Annotated in this window: 21 protein-coding genes; 15 read left to right on the forward strand and 6 right to left on the reverse strand. The window is 66.7% G+C overall.

Features of this window, described 5'->3' with window-relative positions:
* The first annotated feature begins 181 nt into the window (after window positions 1–181).
* The 12 genes from IE88_RS0115195 (at window position 182) to IE88_RS0115250 (ending at window position 9,381) form a co-directional block, all read left to right on the forward strand.
* The gene (locus IE88_RS0115195; protein ID WP_156032645.1) at window positions 182–1,156 is read left to right on the forward strand and encodes a hypothetical protein; all 975 of its coding nucleotides are present in this window, start codon (window positions 182–184) and stop codon (window positions 1,154–1,156) included.
* A complete protein-coding gene (locus IE88_RS0115200; protein WP_031556179.1) occupies window positions 1,153–1,782 on the forward strand; it encodes a gluconate 2-dehydrogenase subunit 3 family protein in 630 nt (209 codons plus the stop codon). The genes IE88_RS0115195 and IE88_RS0115200 overlap by 4 nt, the downstream gene beginning before the upstream one ends.
* 17 nt (window positions 1,783–1,799) lie before the next feature.
* On the forward strand, window positions 1,800–3,449 hold the full coding sequence (locus IE88_RS0115205; RefSeq protein ID WP_031556180.1) for a GMC family oxidoreductase: 1,650 nt from the start codon (window positions 1,800–1,802) through the stop codon (window positions 3,447–3,449).
* Window positions 3,450–3,531: 82 nt separating this feature from the next.
* A complete protein-coding gene (locus tag IE88_RS0115210; RefSeq protein WP_031556181.1) occupies window positions 3,532–3,747 on the forward strand; it encodes a helix-turn-helix domain-containing protein in 216 nt (71 codons plus the stop codon).
* Between the two features lie 93 nt (window positions 3,748–3,840).
* The gene (locus tag IE88_RS0115215) at window positions 3,841–4,137 is read left to right on the forward strand and encodes a type II toxin-antitoxin system RelE/ParE family toxin (RefSeq protein WP_238319323.1); all 297 of its coding nucleotides are present in this window, start codon (window positions 3,841–3,843) and stop codon (window positions 4,135–4,137) included.
* A gap of 16 nt (window positions 4,138–4,153) precedes the next feature.
* The gene (locus IE88_RS16815) at window positions 4,154–4,540 is read left to right on the forward strand and encodes a helix-turn-helix domain-containing protein (protein WP_051882353.1); all 387 of its coding nucleotides are present in this window, start codon (window positions 4,154–4,156) and stop codon (window positions 4,538–4,540) included.
* Between the two features lie 40 nt (window positions 4,541–4,580).
* On the forward strand, window positions 4,581–5,111 hold the full coding sequence (locus tag IE88_RS0115225) for a recombinase family protein (RefSeq protein ID WP_051882354.1): 531 nt from the start codon (window positions 4,581–4,583) through the stop codon (window positions 5,109–5,111).
* Between the two features lie 39 nt (window positions 5,112–5,150).
* On the forward strand, window positions 5,151–5,795 hold the full coding sequence (locus tag IE88_RS18435) for a DUF433 domain-containing protein (protein ID WP_051882355.1): 645 nt from the start codon (window positions 5,151–5,153) through the stop codon (window positions 5,793–5,795).
* Between the two features lie 6 nt (window positions 5,796–5,801).
* Complete coding sequence (locus IE88_RS16825) at window positions 5,802–6,182, forward strand: DUF5615 family PIN-like protein (protein WP_036767479.1); 381 nt, start codon at window positions 5,802–5,804, stop codon at window positions 6,180–6,182.
* An 86-nt stretch (window positions 6,183–6,268) separates the two neighbouring features.
* A protein-coding gene (locus tag IE88_RS0115245; RefSeq protein ID WP_156032646.1) for an IS3 family transposase occupies window positions 6,269–7,455 on the forward strand; the annotation gives its coding sequence in 2 pieces (ribosomal slippage) (window positions 6,269–6,533 and window positions 6,533–7,455; 1,188 coding nt in all).
* Between the two features lie 87 nt (window positions 7,456–7,542).
* Entirely contained in the window at window positions 7,543–7,755 is a 213-nt protein-coding gene (locus IE88_RS17940; RefSeq protein WP_238319325.1) for an ArsR/SmtB family transcription factor, read from the forward strand.
* Window positions 7,756–9,024: 1,269 nt separating this feature from the next.
* Window positions 9,025–9,381 (forward strand): carboxylesterase family protein, encoded by a 357-nt coding sequence (locus tag IE88_RS0115250; protein ID WP_031556189.1) that lies wholly within the window; start codon window positions 9,025–9,027, stop codon window positions 9,379–9,381.
* On the opposite strand, the gene IE88_RS0115255 is transcribed toward IE88_RS0115250, so the two are convergent.
* Window positions 9,378–11,042 carry an ABC transporter permease gene (locus IE88_RS0115255; protein WP_081871732.1) on the reverse strand — a complete coding sequence of 555 codons (1,665 nt, stop codon included), beginning with the start codon at window positions 11,040–11,042 and terminating at the stop codon, window positions 9,378–9,380. The two genes, IE88_RS0115250 and IE88_RS0115255, sit on opposite strands and share 4 nt — an antisense overlap.
* Window positions 11,043–11,132: 90 nt before the next feature.
* Between IE88_RS0115255 and IE88_RS0115260 the strand changes: the two genes are divergently transcribed.
* Window positions 11,133–12,302, forward strand: a complete 1,170-nt coding sequence (locus IE88_RS0115260; protein WP_081871733.1) for an ABC transporter ATP-binding protein — start codon at window positions 11,133–11,135, stop codon at window positions 12,300–12,302.
* A 34-nt stretch (window positions 12,303–12,336) separates the two neighbouring features.
* Window positions 12,337–13,392 carry a Fe(3+) ABC transporter substrate-binding protein gene (locus IE88_RS0115265; RefSeq protein ID WP_051882356.1) on the forward strand — a complete coding sequence of 352 codons (1,056 nt, stop codon included), beginning with the start codon at window positions 12,337–12,339 and terminating at the stop codon, window positions 13,390–13,392.
* Window positions 13,393–13,398: 6 nt separating this feature from the next.
* Here the strand turns inward: IE88_RS0115265 and IE88_RS0115270 are convergent, their stop codons facing one another.
* Entirely contained in the window at window positions 13,399–14,076 is a 678-nt protein-coding gene (locus IE88_RS0115270) for a Fe2+-dependent dioxygenase (RefSeq protein WP_031556195.1), read from the reverse strand.
* A gap of 80 nt (window positions 14,077–14,156) precedes the next feature.
* On the opposite strand from IE88_RS0115270, the gene IE88_RS0115275 reads away from it, so the two are divergent.
* The gene (locus IE88_RS0115275) at window positions 14,157–14,993 is read left to right on the forward strand and encodes a hypothetical protein (protein ID WP_031556197.1); all 837 of its coding nucleotides are present in this window, start codon (window positions 14,157–14,159) and stop codon (window positions 14,991–14,993) included.
* A gap of 514 nt (window positions 14,994–15,507) precedes the next feature.
* Here IE88_RS0115275 and IE88_RS0115280 read toward each other — a convergent pair.
* The 4 genes from IE88_RS0115280 to IE88_RS18995 are packed head-to-tail and all read right to left on the reverse strand — an operon-like array spanning window position 15,508 to window position 18,453.
* Entirely contained in the window at window positions 15,508–16,512 is a 1,005-nt protein-coding gene (locus tag IE88_RS0115280; protein WP_031556198.1) for a sodium:calcium exchanger, read from the reverse strand.
* Window positions 16,509–17,183: a class I SAM-dependent methyltransferase gene (locus IE88_RS0115285; protein ID WP_031556200.1), complete on the reverse strand. Its 675-nt coding sequence runs from the start codon at window positions 17,181–17,183 to the stop codon at window positions 16,509–16,511. Before IE88_RS0115285 ends, IE88_RS0115280 begins: the two co-directional genes overlap by 4 nt.
* Complete coding sequence (locus IE88_RS0115290; RefSeq protein WP_031556202.1) at window positions 17,180–18,070, reverse strand: cation diffusion facilitator family transporter; 891 nt, start codon at window positions 18,068–18,070, stop codon at window positions 17,180–17,182. Before IE88_RS0115290 ends, IE88_RS0115285 begins: the two co-directional genes overlap by 4 nt.
* 23 nt (window positions 18,071–18,093) lie before the next feature.
* A complete protein-coding gene (locus IE88_RS18995; RefSeq protein WP_036767482.1) occupies window positions 18,094–18,453 on the reverse strand; it encodes a SpoIIAA family protein in 360 nt (119 codons plus the stop codon).
* Between the last annotated feature and the right edge of the window lie 201 nt (window positions 18,454–18,654).

Here is an 18,654-nt window from a genome sequence, read left to right on the forward strand (position 1 = left end):
CGGGAGCCACTTCTGCAGGCGCAGCAGGTGAAACTTTCCCCTCGCGACCGCGTTAGCGGCCCGAACAGGCAGGATGTCGCAGGCAGTCGGAGAGCCAAGCGGGAAGCATGATCGCAAAGAGCGGAGATCGCGCGGATGCAGGCGCCTTGCCGGTGACCGTGAGGCGAAAAGGTGCCCGCGCATGAGTGCGCGGCAAGCCGCCCACCGCGAGCGTGGATCTCGCAGCATCGGCCTCGACGCCGTCGCGGCGGGAGGTGTGATAGCACTGGTCGCGGCCTTCGCCATCGGCTCCGCCCTCAGGCCGGAACGCAAATCCGATCCCGTCCATCGGCGCGCGACCCGCAAGGCCCGCGACGGCGCCGCGATCTTGGGGGCCAGCGTGCTGATGGACAGCGCGATGGAGCATTTCCGCGGCGGCTTTCACAACCGGGCGATGGTCCTCGCGCCGGCGACCGCCGCGGCTTCGATCGCCGCATCGCTCGCGGAACCGCGCCCCGACCGCACCGGGCGTCTGCCTCGCCTGGGACATGCCCTGAGCTTCGCGGTCGGCGCTGCGGGGCTGGGCTTCCACTTCTACAACGTCACCAAGCGGCCGGGCGGGCTGTCCTGGAACAATCTTTTCTACGCTGCGCCCCTCGGCGCGCCGGGGGCTCTCGCCATTTCAGGGCTGCTGGGACTGACCTCCGAAGCGCTGTCCATAGCTCCGGTCGACGGAAATCGGACAGGGAACGAGGCGCTCGCATGGAGCCTGCCGGAGGCGGGGCGCGGGCTCGCGCTGGCCACGGGTGGCTCGCTCCTCGTGACGGCGGCCGAGGCGGGGCTCCTGCATTTCCGAGGCGCCTTCCACAACCCGGCCATGTGGCTGCCGGTCACCGTGCCGCCCGCGACCGGCCTTTTCCTGATCGGCGAGGCGGCCAATCCGACCGATTCGGGCCGGGAGGTCACCCGCTGGGCGGCACGCGGCGTGGCAGTGCTGGGCGTCGTGGGAACGGCCTTCCACGTCTGGGGCGTCCATCGGAACATGGGCGGCTGGCACAATTGGCGGCAGACGAGCCTTGCGGGCCCGCCGACTCCCGCGCCGATCAGCTTCACCGGCCTGGCGATGGCCGGGCTCGCAGCGCTCGACGCCCTTGGAAGTGAGGAGCGATCTTCATGACCGACGACAGGTTCGATTCTCCCTATCCGCGCTACGACGTGCTCGAGAAGTGGGATACGCCCTCGTACAACGATCAGACGCGGGAAGCCCTCGCCAAGCGGATGGACGAGGTGCCCCCGCGCCGCTTCTTCACCGCTGCGGAATTCACCACGCTTCAAGCTGTTTGCGCGCGGGTCGTGCCGCAGCCTGGGCGTGCGGCCCCCGTGCCCATCGCCCCCTTTATCGACAGCGACCTTCACGCCGGGCGCGGAACGGGCACCCGCTATGCCGCAATGCCCGATGACCGGACGGCATGGCGGCAGGGAATGGCCGCGATCGACGCGGAGGCGAAGGCGCGGCACGGCTCGACCTTCGCCGAACTGGCTGACGCGCAGCAGGATAGCATTCTGTCCGCGATCAATCAGGGCGAATGCGCCGCCTCCGGAGCATGGCGGGACCTGCCGGCGCAGGACTTCTTCCGCAAGCTGCTCCTGAAATGGATCGTGTCGGTGTACTATGTCCATCCGGCCGCGATGAGCGAGATCGGCTATGGCGGTCCGGCCTCGCCGCGCGGCTATGTCCGTCTCGGTCCGAACGAGGCCGACCCGTGGGAGGCGCCGCTCTCGGAAAAGGGGGCGCGGCAGTGAGCGGGCGGGTGAGCGTTCTGGACGATGCGGCCGAGCTGCGCCCGCGCGCGGTATCGGGGCGAGCGCCCGACGTCTTCAGCCGCGAGGACTGCGTGCCCATGGCCCAGTTCCGCGACGAGGAGGAAGTGGACTTCGCCATCGTCGGAACCGGCTGCGGCGGCGGCGTCTTGGCGGCCAAGCTGGCGGAGGCGGGCGGATCGGTCGTCGCCTTCGATGCCGGGCCGTTCTTCCGTCCACTTGCGGATTTCGCCTCGGACGAGCGCGAGCAGGAGAAGCTCTACTGGCTCGAGGAGCGGATTTCGGATGGCGAGAATCCGATCGAGCTCGGCTCCAACAATTCGGGCCGCTGCGTCGGCGGCTCGACCGTCCACTTCCAGATGGTCGCGCTGCGCTTCCGGCCCGAATGGTTCCAAGCCCGCACGAAGCTCGGCTACGGCGCTGATTGGCCCGTCGATTGGCGCGAGATGTGGCGCTATTACGAGGAGGTCGAGAAGGCCTGCTCGATTTCCGGGCCGATCCGCTATCCCTGGGGGCCGAAGCGCGGGCGCTATCCCTACCGTGCGCATGAAGTGAACGCGGCCGGTCTCGTTCTGGCCCGCGGCGCCGAGGCGCTCGGGATCGACTGGGCGCCGACGCCGCTCTGCACCCTGTCGGCCCCGCACGGAAAATCGCCGCCCTGCGTCTATCGCGGCATGTGCAAGATCGGCTGCTCGACGAATGCCAAACAGAGCGTGCTCGTCACCTATATTCCCCGCGCGCTGGCCGCAGGCGCGGAGATCCGCGACCTCGCCACGGTCGGCCGGATCGAGACGGATCGCTGGGGCCGCGCCACGGGCGTCGCCTATTTCCGCGAGGGACGCTGGCGGTTCCAGAAGGCGCGCCACGTCATCGTCGCGGGCTATTCGATCGAGACGCCGCGCCTCCTCCTCAATTCGCACAGCGCGCGGCATCCGGACGGCCTCGCCAACAGCTCCGGCCTCGTCGGCCGGCACCTCATGGTGCACAGCAATCACGCGGTCTGGGCCGAGTTCGACGAGGAGATCCGCTGGTACAAGGGCCCGCCCTCCATGGCGTGCTGCGAGCACTGGAACTATGCCGATGACGATCCGACCAAGGATTTCGACGGCGGCTATGCCTTCATGAGCCAAGGGCCGCTGCCGAGCGACTTCGCAACCAGCATCGTCACCAACTCCGGCGAGTTCGGCATGGATCTTCGCGCGCGCATGGCGAAGTACAACCGCATGGCAGGCCTGAAGATGGTCGGCGAGACCATGCCGCAGGCGGACAATCGCGTCACCCTCTCGGAGGGGAAGGATGACCTCGGCCTGCCGCGCCCGCGCGTCACCTTCGGCTACTGCGACAACGACAAGCGACTCTATGCCCATGCGCTCGACTTCATGGGCCGGATGATCGAAGCGGCCGAGGGCAAGAATCGCTTCGAGACGGAGGGGACCGCGCATCTGATGGGGGGGTGTCGGATGGGAGAAGACCCAAAGACCTCAGTAGTCAACGCGGACGGGCGAAGCTGGGACGTGCCGAACCTCTGGGTCTGCGACGGGTCGCTGATGCCGACCGGGGGAGGGGTGAACCCGTCCATGACGATTCTCGCCAATGCCGCCCGGATCGCGGACCGGATGATCGCTGCTGGGCGCCGCGGCGAGGTGTGAGGCGCCGTGACGGCTTCGGGAGGAGATGCGCTGCGGCCCGCGACAACGCCTCGCTATGCCCCGATCGGGGACTATGCGCTGATTGGGGACACGGCGCCGCGAGCGGCAGATCGAGGGCATCGAGCGGGCGAAGGCGCGCGGCGTCTACAAGGGGCGCAAGGTCAAGGCCGATGCGAGTGAGATCCGCCGCCTGCGCCACGAGGAGGGGATGCGGCCAACCGAGATCGCGGGCCGGCTCGGCATCAGCCGGACCACCGTGTGGCGGGCGCTGCGGGAGGACGATCATCATCCGACCTAATTATAGCCTAGACATTATATAGCTTAGAGCCTATATCATGTTGTGAATCGGACGGTTCTGGAACATCCCGCATTCGCGGACGAGCGTGGAGAGTTGCCCGAGGCGGTCTCGGATAAGCTCGACGCCATGCTGCTGGTGCTTGAGCAGGCCGGTCCCGAGCTTGGCCGACCTTGGGCGGACAGGCTGAACGCCTCCGTTTTCGCGAACATGAAGGAGTTGCGGTTCAGACTCGATGGTGTGTGGCGGTTCGCTTTTGCGTTCGATCATGACCGCAATGCTGTCGTGCTCGTCGGTGGCGACAAGGAAGGTCAAAACCAGAAGCGGTTCTACAAGCGGCTGATCGCGACGGCCGACGAGCGGTTCGGCGAGTGGCTAGCCGCTGGAGATTGAGAGGAAGGTGGCTGAGATGACCAAGCTAAAGAAAGCGGACTTCCGACCTGCTCGTGAGCGCATCGATGCGCTGCCTGTAGAGCGCCGCAAGCGGGTCGAGGCGGACGCGCACGCGACGCTTGAGACGCTCCACCTGGCGCAGATCCGCAAGGCCCTATCGATCACGCAAGCTGAGCTCTCTGAGCGGACAGGCGTGGCGCAGGGTGACATCTCCCGCTTAGAACGCGCTGAGCTGGCCGCGACGAAGATCGGCACGCTCGAGCGCTACGTGCGTGGCATGGGAGGCAGTCTACGTGTCGTTGCTGACTTCCCCGACGGGACGGTCGCTCGCATTCCTCTGCGACACGGCCAGCTCGTCAAATCCCGTGTCGAGGCCTCGAATGAAGAAAACCAAACGGTGTAAGCGCGAGCCTGAATGTCGGATCGAAGGAGTACGCTGACACCTGCAGCGCGAGGCGCTGAAGGCGGCCGGCTGCACCGTCATCCGCGAGGAGAAGGTCTCCGGCACCTCGCGGCAGGGCAGGGACGAGCTTCGGATCCTTCTCGACTTCGTCCGTGAGGGCGACGCGCTTGTCGTGACGCGCGTGGACCGGCTCGCGCGGTCGATCGGCGATCTGCAGGACGTGGTGCGGGAGCTCCGCACCAAGGGCGCGAGCCTTCAGGCGACCGAGCAGCCAATCGACACCTCCACGGCGGCCGGCAAAGCCTTCCTCGACATGCTGGGGGTGTTCGCCGAGTTCGAGACCAACCTGCGCCGCGAGCGGCAGATCGAGGGGATCGAGCGGGCGAAGGCGCGCGGCATCTACAAGGGACGCAAGGTCAAAGCCGATACCGGTGAGATCCGCCGCCTGCGCCACGAGGAGGGGCTGCGGCCAACCGAGATCGCGAGCCGGCTCGGCATCAGCCGGACCACCGTGTGGCGGGCGCTTAATGCCAGAGCCACGTCAGAGGTTCGGACTGCTATTGCGGACTGAGGCGACAAGGTTCATATTCTTCCCTGAAGAGGAGCAAATATGTCTGCGACCGTGCCTTTCCCCTCGGACGATTTGACGCCGCGCGAGGTTGCCACCCTTGCCGGTGTCCCTGTCCGTACAGTTGAGAAGGCGATCGAAACAAAGGTCGTTGCGGCCAAGCCGATGCGGTGCCGTCTGAAGGGAGGGTCGAAGCGCGCTCTAGGGGCGGACGCTGTGGTTATTCTCACCGCGCTTGATCGATCCGGCCTCGGGCGACTTGAACTGAAAAACAAGAAGGCTCTGGCGAAAGCCGTGAGGGAAATGTGGAAGGTGCGAGCCTCCGGTGGTCTTGGGATGGTGGAGTTTGCGCCGGGAGCTTACCTGGAATTGGACAAGCTTGCAGGGCCTGCTGCGGAAGCCGCCCGCCGCTACCTCGCAGCGCGGAACGCTCACGTCGTGTCTGATCCAGACATCTTAGGTGGAACGCCGGTCGTGCGGGGGACACGCGTCAGCGTCTACGCTCTGCTCGGCCGGGTTCAGGAAGGAGAGAAAGCCCAGGAGATTGCCGAAGAGCATCCTGGCCTGACGCCCGAGGCGGTCGAGGCCGCCGTGCTCTACGCGCGAACACATCCCTTGCGGGGTAAGCCGAGTGGTCGGCCGTGGCGGCGCGAGGAGATTGACCGCAATGAGCTTCCTGCCTCCTGACGCGGCGTGCGGTTGTTCCTGGACGAGTGCCTATCGCCGACCCTGGCGCATCGGTTGAGCGAGGACGGCGAGCACTACGCCGTTCACGCAATCCACCTCGGTCGCCTTGGTGAGCCCGACCACGTCGTCCTGCGGAAGTGCATCGAGGGCGACCTCGTCGTGGTGACCGAAAATGCGCGGGATTTTCGAGCGCTCGTAGCCGCCAAGGAAATCCACCCTGGCCTGATCATTTTGCCTAATGTCGGCCGCGAACGGTCCTATCAGCTGCTCCTTGCGGTGCTGGCGCACATCTCTGCGCATGGCGACCCGCAGGACGTCATGGTCAACCAGGTCGCCGAGGTGGACAAAGAGGGTGAGGTGATCCTCTACGCCCTTCCCTCGAGCTGACGCCCCCCGTGACCGGCCCTCATTGGCCTGCCCCCTTCTGAGTGGTCCGGACTGTATGTTCGGATATCGCTTGGAAGGAGCGGGTTATGGGACGCAAACGGCACAGCCCTGAGGAGATCATTGGCAAGCTGCGTGAGGCGGAGGTCTTGATCGCGAGAGGTCAGACGACGCCGCAGGCGGCGAAGGCGATCGGGGTGACGGAGCAGACGTATTACAGGTGGCGCCGGGAGTACGGCGGCATGAAGGTGGATCAGGCGAGGCGGCTGAAAGAGCTCGAGCGGGAGAATCAGCGGCTCCGCCGGGCGGTGTCGGACCTGACGCTCGACAAGATGATCCTGAGCGAGGCTGCCAAGGGAAACTACTGAGCCCCGCGCGCCGAAGGCTGGCGATCGATCACGTGCGGGAAGCGGTAGGCGTGTCCGAGCGGCGCGCCTGCTGTGTCCTTCGGCAGCATCGATCGACGCAGAGGAAAGCGCCGCGGGGCCGGGATGACGAGGCCGCGCTGACCGCCGACATCGTGGAGCTGGCGAGCCGGTACGGACGCTACGGCTACCGCCGGATCGCCGCCCTCCTGCGCGACGCGGGCTGGCGAGTGAACCTGAAGCGCGTCGAGCGGATCTGGCGGACCGAAGGGTTGAAGGTGCCGCAGCGTCAGCCGAAGCGGGGTAGGCTCTGGCTCGCCGGCGGCTCGTGCATGAGGCTTCGGCCCGACCGGCCGAACCATGTCTGGAGCTACGACTTCGTCCAGGACCGAACGCACGAGGGACGGAAGCTGCGCATGCTGACGGTGATCGACGAGTACACCCGCGAATGCCTGGCGCTCCCCGTCGCCCGGCAGCTGAAGAGCGACGATGTCCTTGCCACCCTGGCGGACCTCTTCGCCGAGCGCGGCCCGCCTGAGCACATAAGGTCCGACAATGGCTCGGAGTTTACCGCTACCGTCGTCCGCGAATGGCTCGGCCGCTTGGGCGTGAAGACCGCCTTCATCACGCCTGGCAGCCCGTGGGAGAACGGCTACAACGAGTCCTTTAACGGCAAGCTCCGGGACGAGTTCCTCGACCGCGAGATCTTCTACAGCCTCACCGAGGCCCGCGTCCTGATCGAAGCCTGGCGGGTCCACTACAACACCGTCCGTCCACACAGCGCCCTTGGCTACCGACCACCCGCACCGGAGGCGACCGCCCCCGCCTCGACAGGAGCGCCACGGCTGCCGTCCGGCTCCGCTACGCTCCGCCTCCCGTCAGCCGTGGCGCAGGAGGCATCCATGCTCTAACATTGCAACCGGACCACTCGATGGGGGCCGGTCACAGATCCCTCGCGGCTAGCAATCCTCCAAGCGTTGAGGGGAGGGCCTCTGTCCGTGGGAGAAATCGTCGATGCGACACATCTGTCGCAGCCCAATGCCTCAAACCACCTGCGGTGTTTAAGCGAATGCGGTCTCGTTGCCGGAGAGCAAAATGGACGCCGTGTTCATTATCGAATGACTGATCCGCGGGTAGTTACACTGCTCAATATCATCGATGGCATACTGACTGGCGGGCCGGTAGATGTAGAGGACTGTCAGAACTACTAAACATCGTGCCCTTGCTTTGAACCGGTTACGTCCCTTTGGGTTTGGAAGAACGAGCATTCTCGGAGCCGTAAGGAAACGGTTGCGGATCGTCGTCCCGGTGATTCCAGTAGGTGTTAAAGTTTGCGGAGATCGCCCCGTCGGCGCCGGCCATCAGGGAGCAGCACAGCTGTTCGGGCCTGCTCTACTCACCCGACCTGAGAGACGCGGAGTAGGCGGTGATCGGTCCGCTCCTGCCGCACTTTGCTGGGACGGAGCAGCCGTGGAAGGGGCCGTACCGGCGGATCGTTGAGCCGCGTTCTCTGTCTCGCGGACCGGCTGCCCGTGGTGCTTGCTGCCGCGCGGTCCCCCGCCGCACACGACGGTCTGGGGCTGGTTCTGCCGGATCGGTAAGGCTCGCTATTGGAGCGAGCCGCCGGAACCCTGGTCGTGCTCGACCACGAGAGTGACGGCCGCGAGCTCCGTCCTCCGGCTGCGGTCATGGATAGCCAATCTCTGAAGACTACGGAAACTGCCGTTTGATGTCGGTACGACGGAGGCAAGCCCTTCACCGCTCGCAAGCGCTACGTCCTGATCGATACCGAGGGTAGGACCCAACTCCCAAAGAGGGGCCGTGCCGGACCGTGACGCGGCCCGTCCGTTGATGGCAGCTTCCCGCTCGTGCTTCCCCTTGGTGGACCTCTTGTTCGCCGACGCGGGGCATCCCGGACCACCCGCCCGAGAAACCTGCCCCGTCCTCCTCGAGATCGATTGCGCTTCCTACGTGACGAATGCGGACCATGAAAAGTATAGAAGAGCCTTTGGGGCGTTCGAGATCGTGACGATGAGGCGTGCACTGTTTGTTGCCAAGAAAATTCAGATAATAGATACCCTTCTTAAACAGGGATTACGAACAGATTGAAGAGGATCAAGCAGATCACCTGCATCTCTGGGTCGAAGAGGGGACGCTGGAGTATAGGCTGTACTTTCAGACCTAGTTGCTTCTTAGTGCTTGTCCAGTGGTGCCCCCGACGCTATTCCAAAACGGGTAGGCAAGCAGCCGGAAGAGCATCACCTGCGCGATGCCAGCAGGCTGGCACGGTTGCGCCGGACAAACGAGTTGACGAGATCACGAGGGCTAAATGTCTTCGAGACGGCAGTATGCGCCCCCGTCGAGGCGGGTGAAACGGCGGACGACAGTTTCCGCCGCAAGCGCCAGCAGCTGTCCTTACTCTCTGCTGCGTAAGCGCACCAATCGCGCCGTCCGGACAGTAGGTTCAGATCGAGAACAGCGTGGTTTTCCAGCCGAGACGCGGTGCCCCGGTCTATGTCTACCAGCTGACCTGGGAGACGCCGGTCAATGGCGGCGCCCTTTGTACTCCGCACACGCTCGACATCCCGTTCATGTTCGACAACGTCGACAAGTCGCGTGTCTTGGTCGGGCCTGGCGAGGAGCCGGGGCGCCTCGCCGACATGATGTCCGACGCCTGGCTCAGCTTCGCCAAGCCCGGAGAGCCGAAAAGCGAACTCATGCCCGAGTGGAAGGCCTACAGCCCGCGCAACCGTTGGGTCATGCAGATCGATCTCGAGCCCGAGATGGTGAAGGATCCCGAGCGGGCCGCGCGAGAGGTCCTGTCTGCCGGCGACTAGCGCCGAACGCGGTTCAGGAGCGCGACCGGCGGAATGCCGACGAGAACGATGAGGAGCGCCGCGGTCGAGGCCTCGGCCAGGCGCTCGTCGCTCGCCAGGCGGTAGACGCGCGTCGCGAGCGTTTCGAAGTCGAAGGGGCGCAGCATCAGCGTGGCCGGCAGCTCCCGCATGACGTCCACGAAGACGAGGCTCGCCGCTGCGAGGATGCTCGGTGTCAGGAGCGGCAGATGGACCTGCCAGGCCAGCCTGGCAGGTGTCGCGCCTAGGGACCGCGCGGCCGCGTCGAGCGAGGGCGGCACTTTCTCGAACCCCGCGCCGACCGCATTGTACGATACGGTCAGGAAGCGGACGGTCAGCGCGTAGGTCAAGAGCGCGACCGAACCAGTGAGGAGCAGGCCGTGATCGATCCCGGTCACCTCGCGCGACAGCCGGGTCAGCCATCGGTCAAAGCTTCCGAGAGGCGAGAGGAGGCCCACCGCCAGGAGCGTGCCGGGCAGCGCGTAGCCGAGCGTCGCGAGGCGAAGCGCCCCTCGCTTGGCCCGTCCTAGGGCGCCACGCTTCGGCGCACGCCTTTGCGAGTAGCCGAGCAGCAGGGCGATGCCGGTCGCGACGAAGGCCGTCAGCAGGGCGATACTGACGCTGTTCCCCGCGTAGTCGGCGAGCGTGACGAACGGCATCTGATCGCCGCTCGCGAGCGTCAGCCAAGCGAGCCGGGAGACCGGCACGACGAAGCCGAGAACGACCGGCAAGGCGCAGGCGATGACGGCGGCGGCCGCGTGCCAATGCGACAGGGCGAAGGGTGGTGTCCCCTCCGACAGGCGGTCGCGGCTCGCGACCTCGCCGCGGCGGCTCGATGCCTCCACGGCGACGAGCGCGGCGACGAAGACGAGTAGGATGCCCGCGAGCTGAAGCGCCCCCTGCCGGTCGCCGAGGGCCAGCCAAGTGCGGAAGATACCGGTACTGAAGGTCGGGATGGCGAAGTAGTCCGCGACGCCGAAGTCGGCCAGCGTCTCCATCAGGACGAGGGCGAGGCCGCCTGCGATGGCCGGGCGCGCGCCGGGCAGGACCACCCGCCGGAACGCCGAAGCCGGCCGAGCCCCCAGGCTGCGCGCGGCGAGAAACTGGCTGCGGCTCTGCGCGGCGAAGGCCGCACGCGCGAGAAGGTAGACGTACGGGTACAGGACGAGCGCCAGCATGACCCCGGCGCCCGGAAGGCTGCGAACGGGCGGAACCCAGGCCGAGCCTTCGGGTCCGAAGGCGGCACGGAGCGCGGCCTGCACCGGCCCGGTGTACTCGAGAAGGTCGGTATAGACGTAAGCGACGAGGTAGGCCGGGGCGGCGAGCGGCAGGACGAGAAGCCAGGAGAAGAGGGCTCGTCCCGGAAACGCCATGGCCGTCGTCAGCCAGGCCGTGCCGACACCGATCACCGTCGCGAGCACCCCAACGATCAGGACCAAGCCGCCCGTGTTGAGGAGGTAGTCGGGCAGGACGGCGGAGCCGACGCCGATCAGGTCGCCGGGTCGCCCGAAGCTGCCCCAGAGAATCGCGAGGATCGGCAGCGAGGCGAGCGCCGCCACCGTAGCCGTCCCGACGCCTGCCCAGGAAGGAAGGGCGGTATCCTCCCAGGCCTGGACGTAAACGCGTCTGAGAATACTTTGCATGTTGGCGCGCTACCACGGTATGCCGAAGGCGCCCAGCAGGGCGGACCGCTTCTCGGGTGCCGCGATGGCCCCGCCAGTCGAGAGTGCCGAATGAGTCTGGAGATCGCAGGCATCAGCCATGACTACGGCGGCGGACCGGTCCTGCGATCGGTCTCGCTCTCCGCCGAGGCGGGCGAGGTGACCTGCCTTCTCGGCGCGTCGGGCTGCGGCAAGACCACGCTGCTGCGCTTGGTCGCCGGGATGCTCGCGGTCCAGACCGGCGAGATCGCGCTCGGCGGCGCTCTGCTCGCCTCGCGCCGCCGCAATCCGCCTCCCGAGCAGAGGCCGGTCGGTCTCGTCTTCCAGGAAGGGGCGCTCTTCCCGCACCTCACCGTCGCGCAGAACATCGCGTTCGGCCTGACCGGCGGGCTGAAGCGCCACCGAGAACAGGTGGACCGCCTCCTCGACCGGATCGGCCTGGGCGAGAAGGCGCAGGCCTATCCGAACGCGCTCTCCGGCGGACAGCAGCAGCGCGTCGCCCTGGTCCGTGCGCTGGCGCCGTCGCCGCAGGTCGTACTGCTCGACGAGCCCTTCGCCAGCGTGGACGTGGTCCGGCGGCGCGAGCTTCGCGAGGCCACCCGCCGCACGTTGCGCGAGCGGGGCGCGATCTCGATCCTCGTCACGCACGACCCCGAAGAGGCCATGACGTTGAGCGACAAGGTCGCCGTCATGGCCGGCGGGCGCATCGTCCAGGCCGGTACGCCGCGCCAGCTCCACGACGAGCCTGCGACGGCCGCCGTGGGCACGCTGTTCGGCGAGGGGCAGGTCGTCAGGGCTCACGTCTCCGGCGGCGCCCTGCAGACCCCCTTCGGCCCTTGGCCTCTCGCCTCGCTCGCCAGCGTCGCCGGCGCGGACGAGTGCGACGTCCTCGTGCGGCCCGAGACCCTGGCCGTGCGGCGCGGGACATCCTCTGCCGTGGCCGAGGACGTGCGCTTCGTCGGGCGCAGCGTCCGCGTCACGGTCCGAGCCGCCAACGGCGACCGGCTCACGGCCGATCTAGATCCGTCCGAAGCGGTGGCCGTCGGCGACACGGTGACACTGCGTCCGCTTCCCGGCACCGCTCGCGCCTTCGCCGCGTCGAGAGGGGGCGAGCCAGGCCTCCCCGCCGCCGTCTCCGCGCCCGAAGTCGCGCAGATCGGCCAGCCAGCGAGGGGCGAGGCCGCGACATCGCGGACGACCAACCGTTGGGAGAAGGGTTTGCGCACTGGCTCCACAGGGTGATAGTGCTTCGCAAGAACAAGTTGGGACGATCCCCATGCGAAGACTCACTGGGCCGAACGGCCGCACCGCCCTCTCGCGCAGCGTCGCCGTTCTCTGCACGGTGCTGACCGCGCTCGGAGCCGGACAGGCCGGCGCCGCGGAGGAGGTGAACGTCTACTCCTCGCGGCACTACGACACCGACCTTGCGCTCTACCAGGAGTTCACCGAGGCGACCGGCATCGAGGTGAACCTCCTCGAGGCCGGTGCCGACGTCCTCATCGAGCGCATCCAGGCCGAGGGCGAGTTCAGCCCCGGCGACGTCCTGATCACCGTCGATGCCGGTCGCCTTTGGCGGGCGGAGGAGGCCGGTCTCCTCGCGCCGGTCGAGTCGGACGTCCTGGAGGAGCGCCTTCCGCCCTCGCTGCGTCATCCGGACGGGCTGTGGTTCGGCCTTTCCACCCGCGCGCGGATCGTCATCTACGACAAGGCGCAGGGCGAGCCGGAAGGGCTGACCCATTACGAGGACCTCGCCGACCCCGCCTTCCGCGGTGACGTCTGCATCCGGTCCTCCTCCAACATCTACAACATCTCGCTTCTCGCCTCGATCATCGAGAACGACGGCGCCGAGGCGGCGGAAGCCTGGGCGGAGGGCGTGACCGAGAACTTCGCGCGCCGTCCACAGGGGAACGATACGAGCCAGATCGAGGCCGTCGCGGCGGGAGAGTGCCGCATCGCCGTGGTCAACTCCTACTACCTCGCCCGCTACGCGGCCTCGGACGATCCGAAGACGAAGGCCGTGTTCGACAAGGTCGGTGTGATCTTTCCGAACCAGGACGGCCGCGGCACGCACGTCAATGTCAGCGGCGCGGGCGTTCTGAAGTACGCGCCGAACCGCGACAACGCGATCCGCTTCATCGAGTATCTGACCACCGAGGGCGCGCAGCGATACTTCGCCAACGGCAACAACGAGTACCCGGCGGCCAAGGGCGTCGAGACCTCCTCTGCGGTCGAGGCGCTCGGCACGTTCGAGGCCGACGACCTCAACGTGTCCGCGCTCGGGGAGAACCAGGCCGAGGCGGTGCGGATCTTCGACCGGGTCGGCTGGCGCTGAACCCGCTCAGGGCCGCGCCCACATCCTGAGAAGGTTGGCGAGCGTCTTGTCGAGAACGAGGCGCTCGCCCGCACCCTCTGGCAGGCTCCCCCGCAGAGACGCCTGAAGGTTGGCGAGATCGAAGAGGATCGCCCGTTGGGCTGCGTCGGCCACGAGGCTCTCGATCCAACCGACGCAGACGATCCGGCTGCCTCGCGTGACCGTCGCGACCTCGTGCAGCTCGGTCGAGGGGTAGAGGACGAGATCGCCCGTCTGGGCTTTGATCTCCTGCGTGCTGTCCGCACCGTGAACGACGAGCTCTCCGCCCTCGTAGTCCTCCGGCGGCGTCAGGAAGAGGGTGAAGGAGAGGTCCGTCCGCAGCCGGGCCTCGCCACGTCCCATGAGGGCGTTGTCGACGTGCGGACCGTAGCCGCCGCCCTCGCCGGTGCGGCTGACGAGGAGGCGCGAGAAGCGTTTTGGCCTGGCCGCAGCGTTGAGGACCGGGTGTCCCGAGAGGGTGCTGGACAATAGGTCGCGGAGACGCCGACCCACGGGGCTCGACAGGTCCGCCTGTTCGTTCCGCTTCACCGTTCGCGCCTGACGCCCCGCGGTCTCGCGTCCGTCGCGCCATTCAAGATTGGCGAGGTCGCCCTGGATCGTCTCTAGCGTGTCCGCGGGCAGCAGTTCGGAGATGGTGAGGATCATGAGATGCCACTGAGAATGGTTTGCAATGGGGCTGGGCCTTTCCTACGAGGAACCCCGCGATCGAGACAACGGGCTACGAGATGACGAGGACGACGAAACGCTGGACGGCTCTGGGACTGGGCACCGCCCTGTTGGGGACTGGCCTCGCGGCTTGCGGTGAGCAGGCGGCCGCCGACCGGACCGATCAGCCGGCCGCGCAGGGCGAGGCCGAGTTCGCGCCCGAAGCCGTCGCGGACGGCGCGGAGACGCCGCTGGCCGCCGCCGCGTCCGGCGAGATGGGCGGCGAAGGCGAGGGTGAGGGCGAAGGAGAAGGCGAGGGCAGTGCAGGTCACGGCGTCGACGCGCTGCCCGTGCCGGAGCGGCTCGCCTTCATGAGCGGGCACGTCGAGGCCGGCCTCGCGCTCTACCGCGCGGGCAGGCCCGAGATGGCGGCGCGCCACCTCCTGCACCCGGTCTCCGAGACCCACGCGGCGGAGCGTGCTGGGCTCGATCCGCTCGGCTTCGAACCCGCGCTGTTCGAGGAAGTCTCCGCCGCGCTGGATGAGGGACGCCCGGCGACGGAGGTCGAACCGCAACTCGCCGCCGCCGAAGAGAACCTCGCGCTCGTCGCCGAGCGCGCCGGCGGCGACCCGGCGGAGATCATCCGCTTCCTGATGGACACGCTCGCCGAGGAGTACCAGGTCGCCATTACCGAGGGCGCCATCAGCGATCCCGGCGAGTACCAGGACGCCTACGGCTTCGCCGTCGTGGCCCGCGACCGTGCGGAAGCCATGACCGACGCGCCGGACGACCTGATCGCCGCCATCGACGAGCTCATCGCCATGTGGCCCGAGGGCGCCGTGCCGGTCGACGAGCCGACACCGGTTGGCCGCGTGCTCGCGCAAGCCTCGACGGTCGGGTTCCGCCTGCCTGAGTGAGAGCCCTTCCCAGGCAAGCCTGACGACTCTTCGTGGTCGAAGACTTCTAGCGCTGCCTTCATTGCAACGATTTTCTTTTGCTCGATGGGTTTCCTGCTCGGCGTTGCTATCGGCCGGGTTCCCCATAGTGCCGTAGTCGAACGTTATCCGACTATAGACCCAAAAACTCTGCTTGGGGTATGCTCTCCAATCGGCGCTTTCAACAAATCCGCTATGCGGCCTGCCTCCAACTCACCCACGAGCAAGGTGCGTTGATGAGGTCCATCAAGACCGCGCTACGTTGCTCACTCGCCGTATCCGTGTTCCCGCCTTGGAGATTACCCAAGGCTTCGGATGATTACGAAACTACACCCATTCCGAAGGACCGCTACGGCTTCCTCTAAGGCTCTACTTTGTCCTCGTGCTGGTTATCGAACTCATAGGTAGGAAGCGAGGTACTTGGGGGTCCTATCCATTCGCCCGTTCCGTCGACGGGCGGTGATACCGTGGAGAGCCTGGTGCGAGCGGTCGAGGATCATCCTCTCAGTCCGATTGTCAGGGCGAGGGTGAGGTAGAGGACCAGCAGAACAGTGAACACGGCAAGTTGCCCTCTTCGAAAGCCCGCAATGCCGATCGCGCGCTCGGTTCGCCAGATGCAGGCGGCGTAGGTCGCCGGCATGAGGATGGCGAAGGCGACCGAGAGAGCGGTCAGGGTCACGTTCTGCAGGGACAGGCCGACGAGGGCAGGCGGCACGAGTGCCAGGGTCATGGTGACGGCATTGTCGCCAAGTGTGCTGGTGATGCCCGCGTCAATCTCGCCGCGGCGGCATACCTTCCACGTTGCGAAGACTTCGGGCAATGCCGCGACGGGTGCTGTGATCAGGAGGCCACCGACGATGAGCGGGATGCCGAGCGCTTCGACGATGCGCTCGGTCGCCGTCACGGCGAGGTAGGTACTGACGCCGAGCGCGACGACGCCGCCAACCGCTAGGAGGGCTTCCTTTCCTTCCCAGCGCACCTCTTCCTGGTTAGGCCGGTTCCGAAGCGCCGCGTTCGCGAGGTAGGCGAGGTAGGCTGCGACCAGCAGGGCCGCGTCGATCGGCTGCAGACCCTGCCAGGCAGGCGGCAGGGTCAGAACGCCGACCAGGATCACGACCAGGGTGTAGGGGATCGCCTGAACGACGATCGCCTCGCGGCTGACCGCGATGACGCGCTTCTCGCGGTGGGCCGCGTGCCCTTCGTGGTCCGGCAGACGTTCCTTGCGGGTCGCGACGTAGGCGGTCAGCAGCATGATCGGGATGGCGATGACGTTGGTGCCGAACGCAACGCCAAGGCCGATGTCGCCGATGCCCTGGATCGCGCTGACGAGGTTGATTCCGAACTCCGGCGCTGCGGCCGCGAGGCCGACCAGGGCACCGCCCGCGAGCGCCGAGATCCGCAACTGGGCGCGCAGCTTCTTGAGGACGTTCGCGACCTGCTCGGCGCCCCAATGGGCGCCCCAAAGCGACGCCGCGAGCAGAGCGAACCAGAGAACGATCATCCAACGCTCCTCTCGGCATCTCCGCTGGCCACCGACCGGCCGAGATGGCTGTACGCCGCGCTGGCGAGATATTCCCGGTACGCGACCCGCTCGAAGCGCGCGTTGGCGGCGACCCATGGGCGGAAGTCCTCGTAGTCCCGGCTGACGCCGAACGGCGAAGTGAGCGCGACGCCCGCCTCGATCAGCCAGTCCGGCCAACCCTCCGGTCGTTTCAAGCCGAGAAGGCCCAGACGCCCGCCTGCGGGCAGCGCCGCATAGGTCCGCGCGACGACCGTCTCGTAGCCCGGGACCATCTCGAGGCCGAACGTCGAGAGGACCGCGCGCGTCGCCGCGGGGAAGTTGAACTCGCGGACGTCGGCTTGGACGAAATCGATGTTGCCGAGACCGGCCTGGCTCGCCCGCGTCTGAGCTTCGCGCAGCATCCCCTCGGACAGGTCGACGGCGACGACCGTTCCGGCCTCTCCAACGGCGCCGGAGAGCCTTTCCAGATTGACCCCGGTGCCGCAGCACAGATCGACCACGGTGTCGCCTGGCGACAGGCCGAGGCCTTCGATCAGTCGCGCCTGGTGCCGTCCGAAACCCAGTGCTCGGAAGCCGATCTCTAGGAGGTCGTAGCTTCCCGCCCGCCGGTCGTAGAGGCGGCGAACTTCATCTGTGTCCAGCACGCTCATGGAGAGACCGAGGTCGCGGTGACATCCACCTCCGCTGTCACGTGGTCCACGTCGAACCGCTCGTGAAGCAGCGCCTTCGCGGCCTTCCGGACGGCGGACGGGTCACTGCCAGCGGCAGCGTCGATCTCTAAGGTGAGCATCGGACGCTCCTCCGTGATCGACCAGGCGTGGACGTGGCGCACATCGGTGACACCCTCCACCTCGGCGAGCAGGGTGGCGCGGATCTTCTCGGCCTCAAGCCCTTCCGGTGCGGTCTCGACCAAGATCGCAGCGCTCTCCTTCACGACGCGGTAGGCTGCTCGGAGGATTAGCGCGGTGACGAAGACAGAGAGGATCGGGTCGATCGGTGTCCAGCCCGTCAGCATGATGACGATCGACGCGACGATCGCCCCAACTGAGCCGAGCAGGTCACCAAGCACGTGCAGCGCGGCGGCGCGGACGTTGAGGTTCGAACCCTCGCCCCGTGTCAGCATCCAGAACGCGACGACGTTCACCACGAGGCCCACCAGGGCGACCCAGAACATGAGCCCTCCCAACACCTCAACCGGCTCGCGAAAGCGTTTGATCGCTTCGTAGACGATCCAGGCAGCGATCAGGAACAGCGACAGCCCGTTCACGAAGGCGGCGAGCACGGAGAAGCGGTCGTAGCCGTAGCTGCGTTTCCAGGTCGCCGGACGTCGCGACAGCCGGACCGCGCCGAGCGCCAAGAGGAGAGACGCGAAGTCGGTCAACATGTGGCCGGCATCGGCGATCAGGGCGAGCGACCCAGAGACGATACCGCCAACAACCTCCGCCAGCATGAAGCCGCCCGTCAGGGCAGCGGCAATGGCCAGCTTGCGTTCGTTACTCGCCGTTGGCTTTACGCCGTGATCATGGCCTTGGCCCATGGTCGCCTCGTCCTCGTTGTGGTTCAGGATCGCAGCCAAGCGAGGGCAGCGCCTTGCCCGTCTTTCGGAAAGTACTGAAGGGTCGCCTTCGCAAAGGGGTCAGACAGCGTCGTCATGAGCTGTTCCCGGCCAGCGTCTCCGACTATCGCGATTCTCGCGAACCGATCTTCGAAACGAAGACCCGCTTTGAGATCGTCAACCGCTGTTTGGAAGCTTCGGTAACCGCCGAAGTCGTCCAATACGACGAGAAGGACGGCGTCCGGCCGTTCGAGAACCTCTCTCTCAAGCCAATCGGAGAACTTATCCAGCTCTTCTCTTCCCTGCTGCCCGAAAAACCGAGCGGCGAGAACGTCCCGCCGACCGCCTTTCAATACCTGAAACATATTACTCTCCACGCGGGCTTCTCTAAAACACTCTAGGGCGCTGCCGGTTCTTCATCAGCCTGCCGACCAGCGATAGGCCGCTCTTGAGCTACGGCATCGGCACTCCGCCGACGCGGGCCGAAGAAGCGAGTAGACAGTCAGATACTCGTCTCTTCACAGTGCCTGTCGCCGTCAGTCCTCGTCGTCCAAACCAAGACGGCC

This window comes from Parvularcula oceani (genome assembly GCF_000733125.1).
GTDB lineage: Bacteria > Pseudomonadota > Alphaproteobacteria > Caulobacterales > Parvularculaceae > Parvularcula > Parvularcula oceani.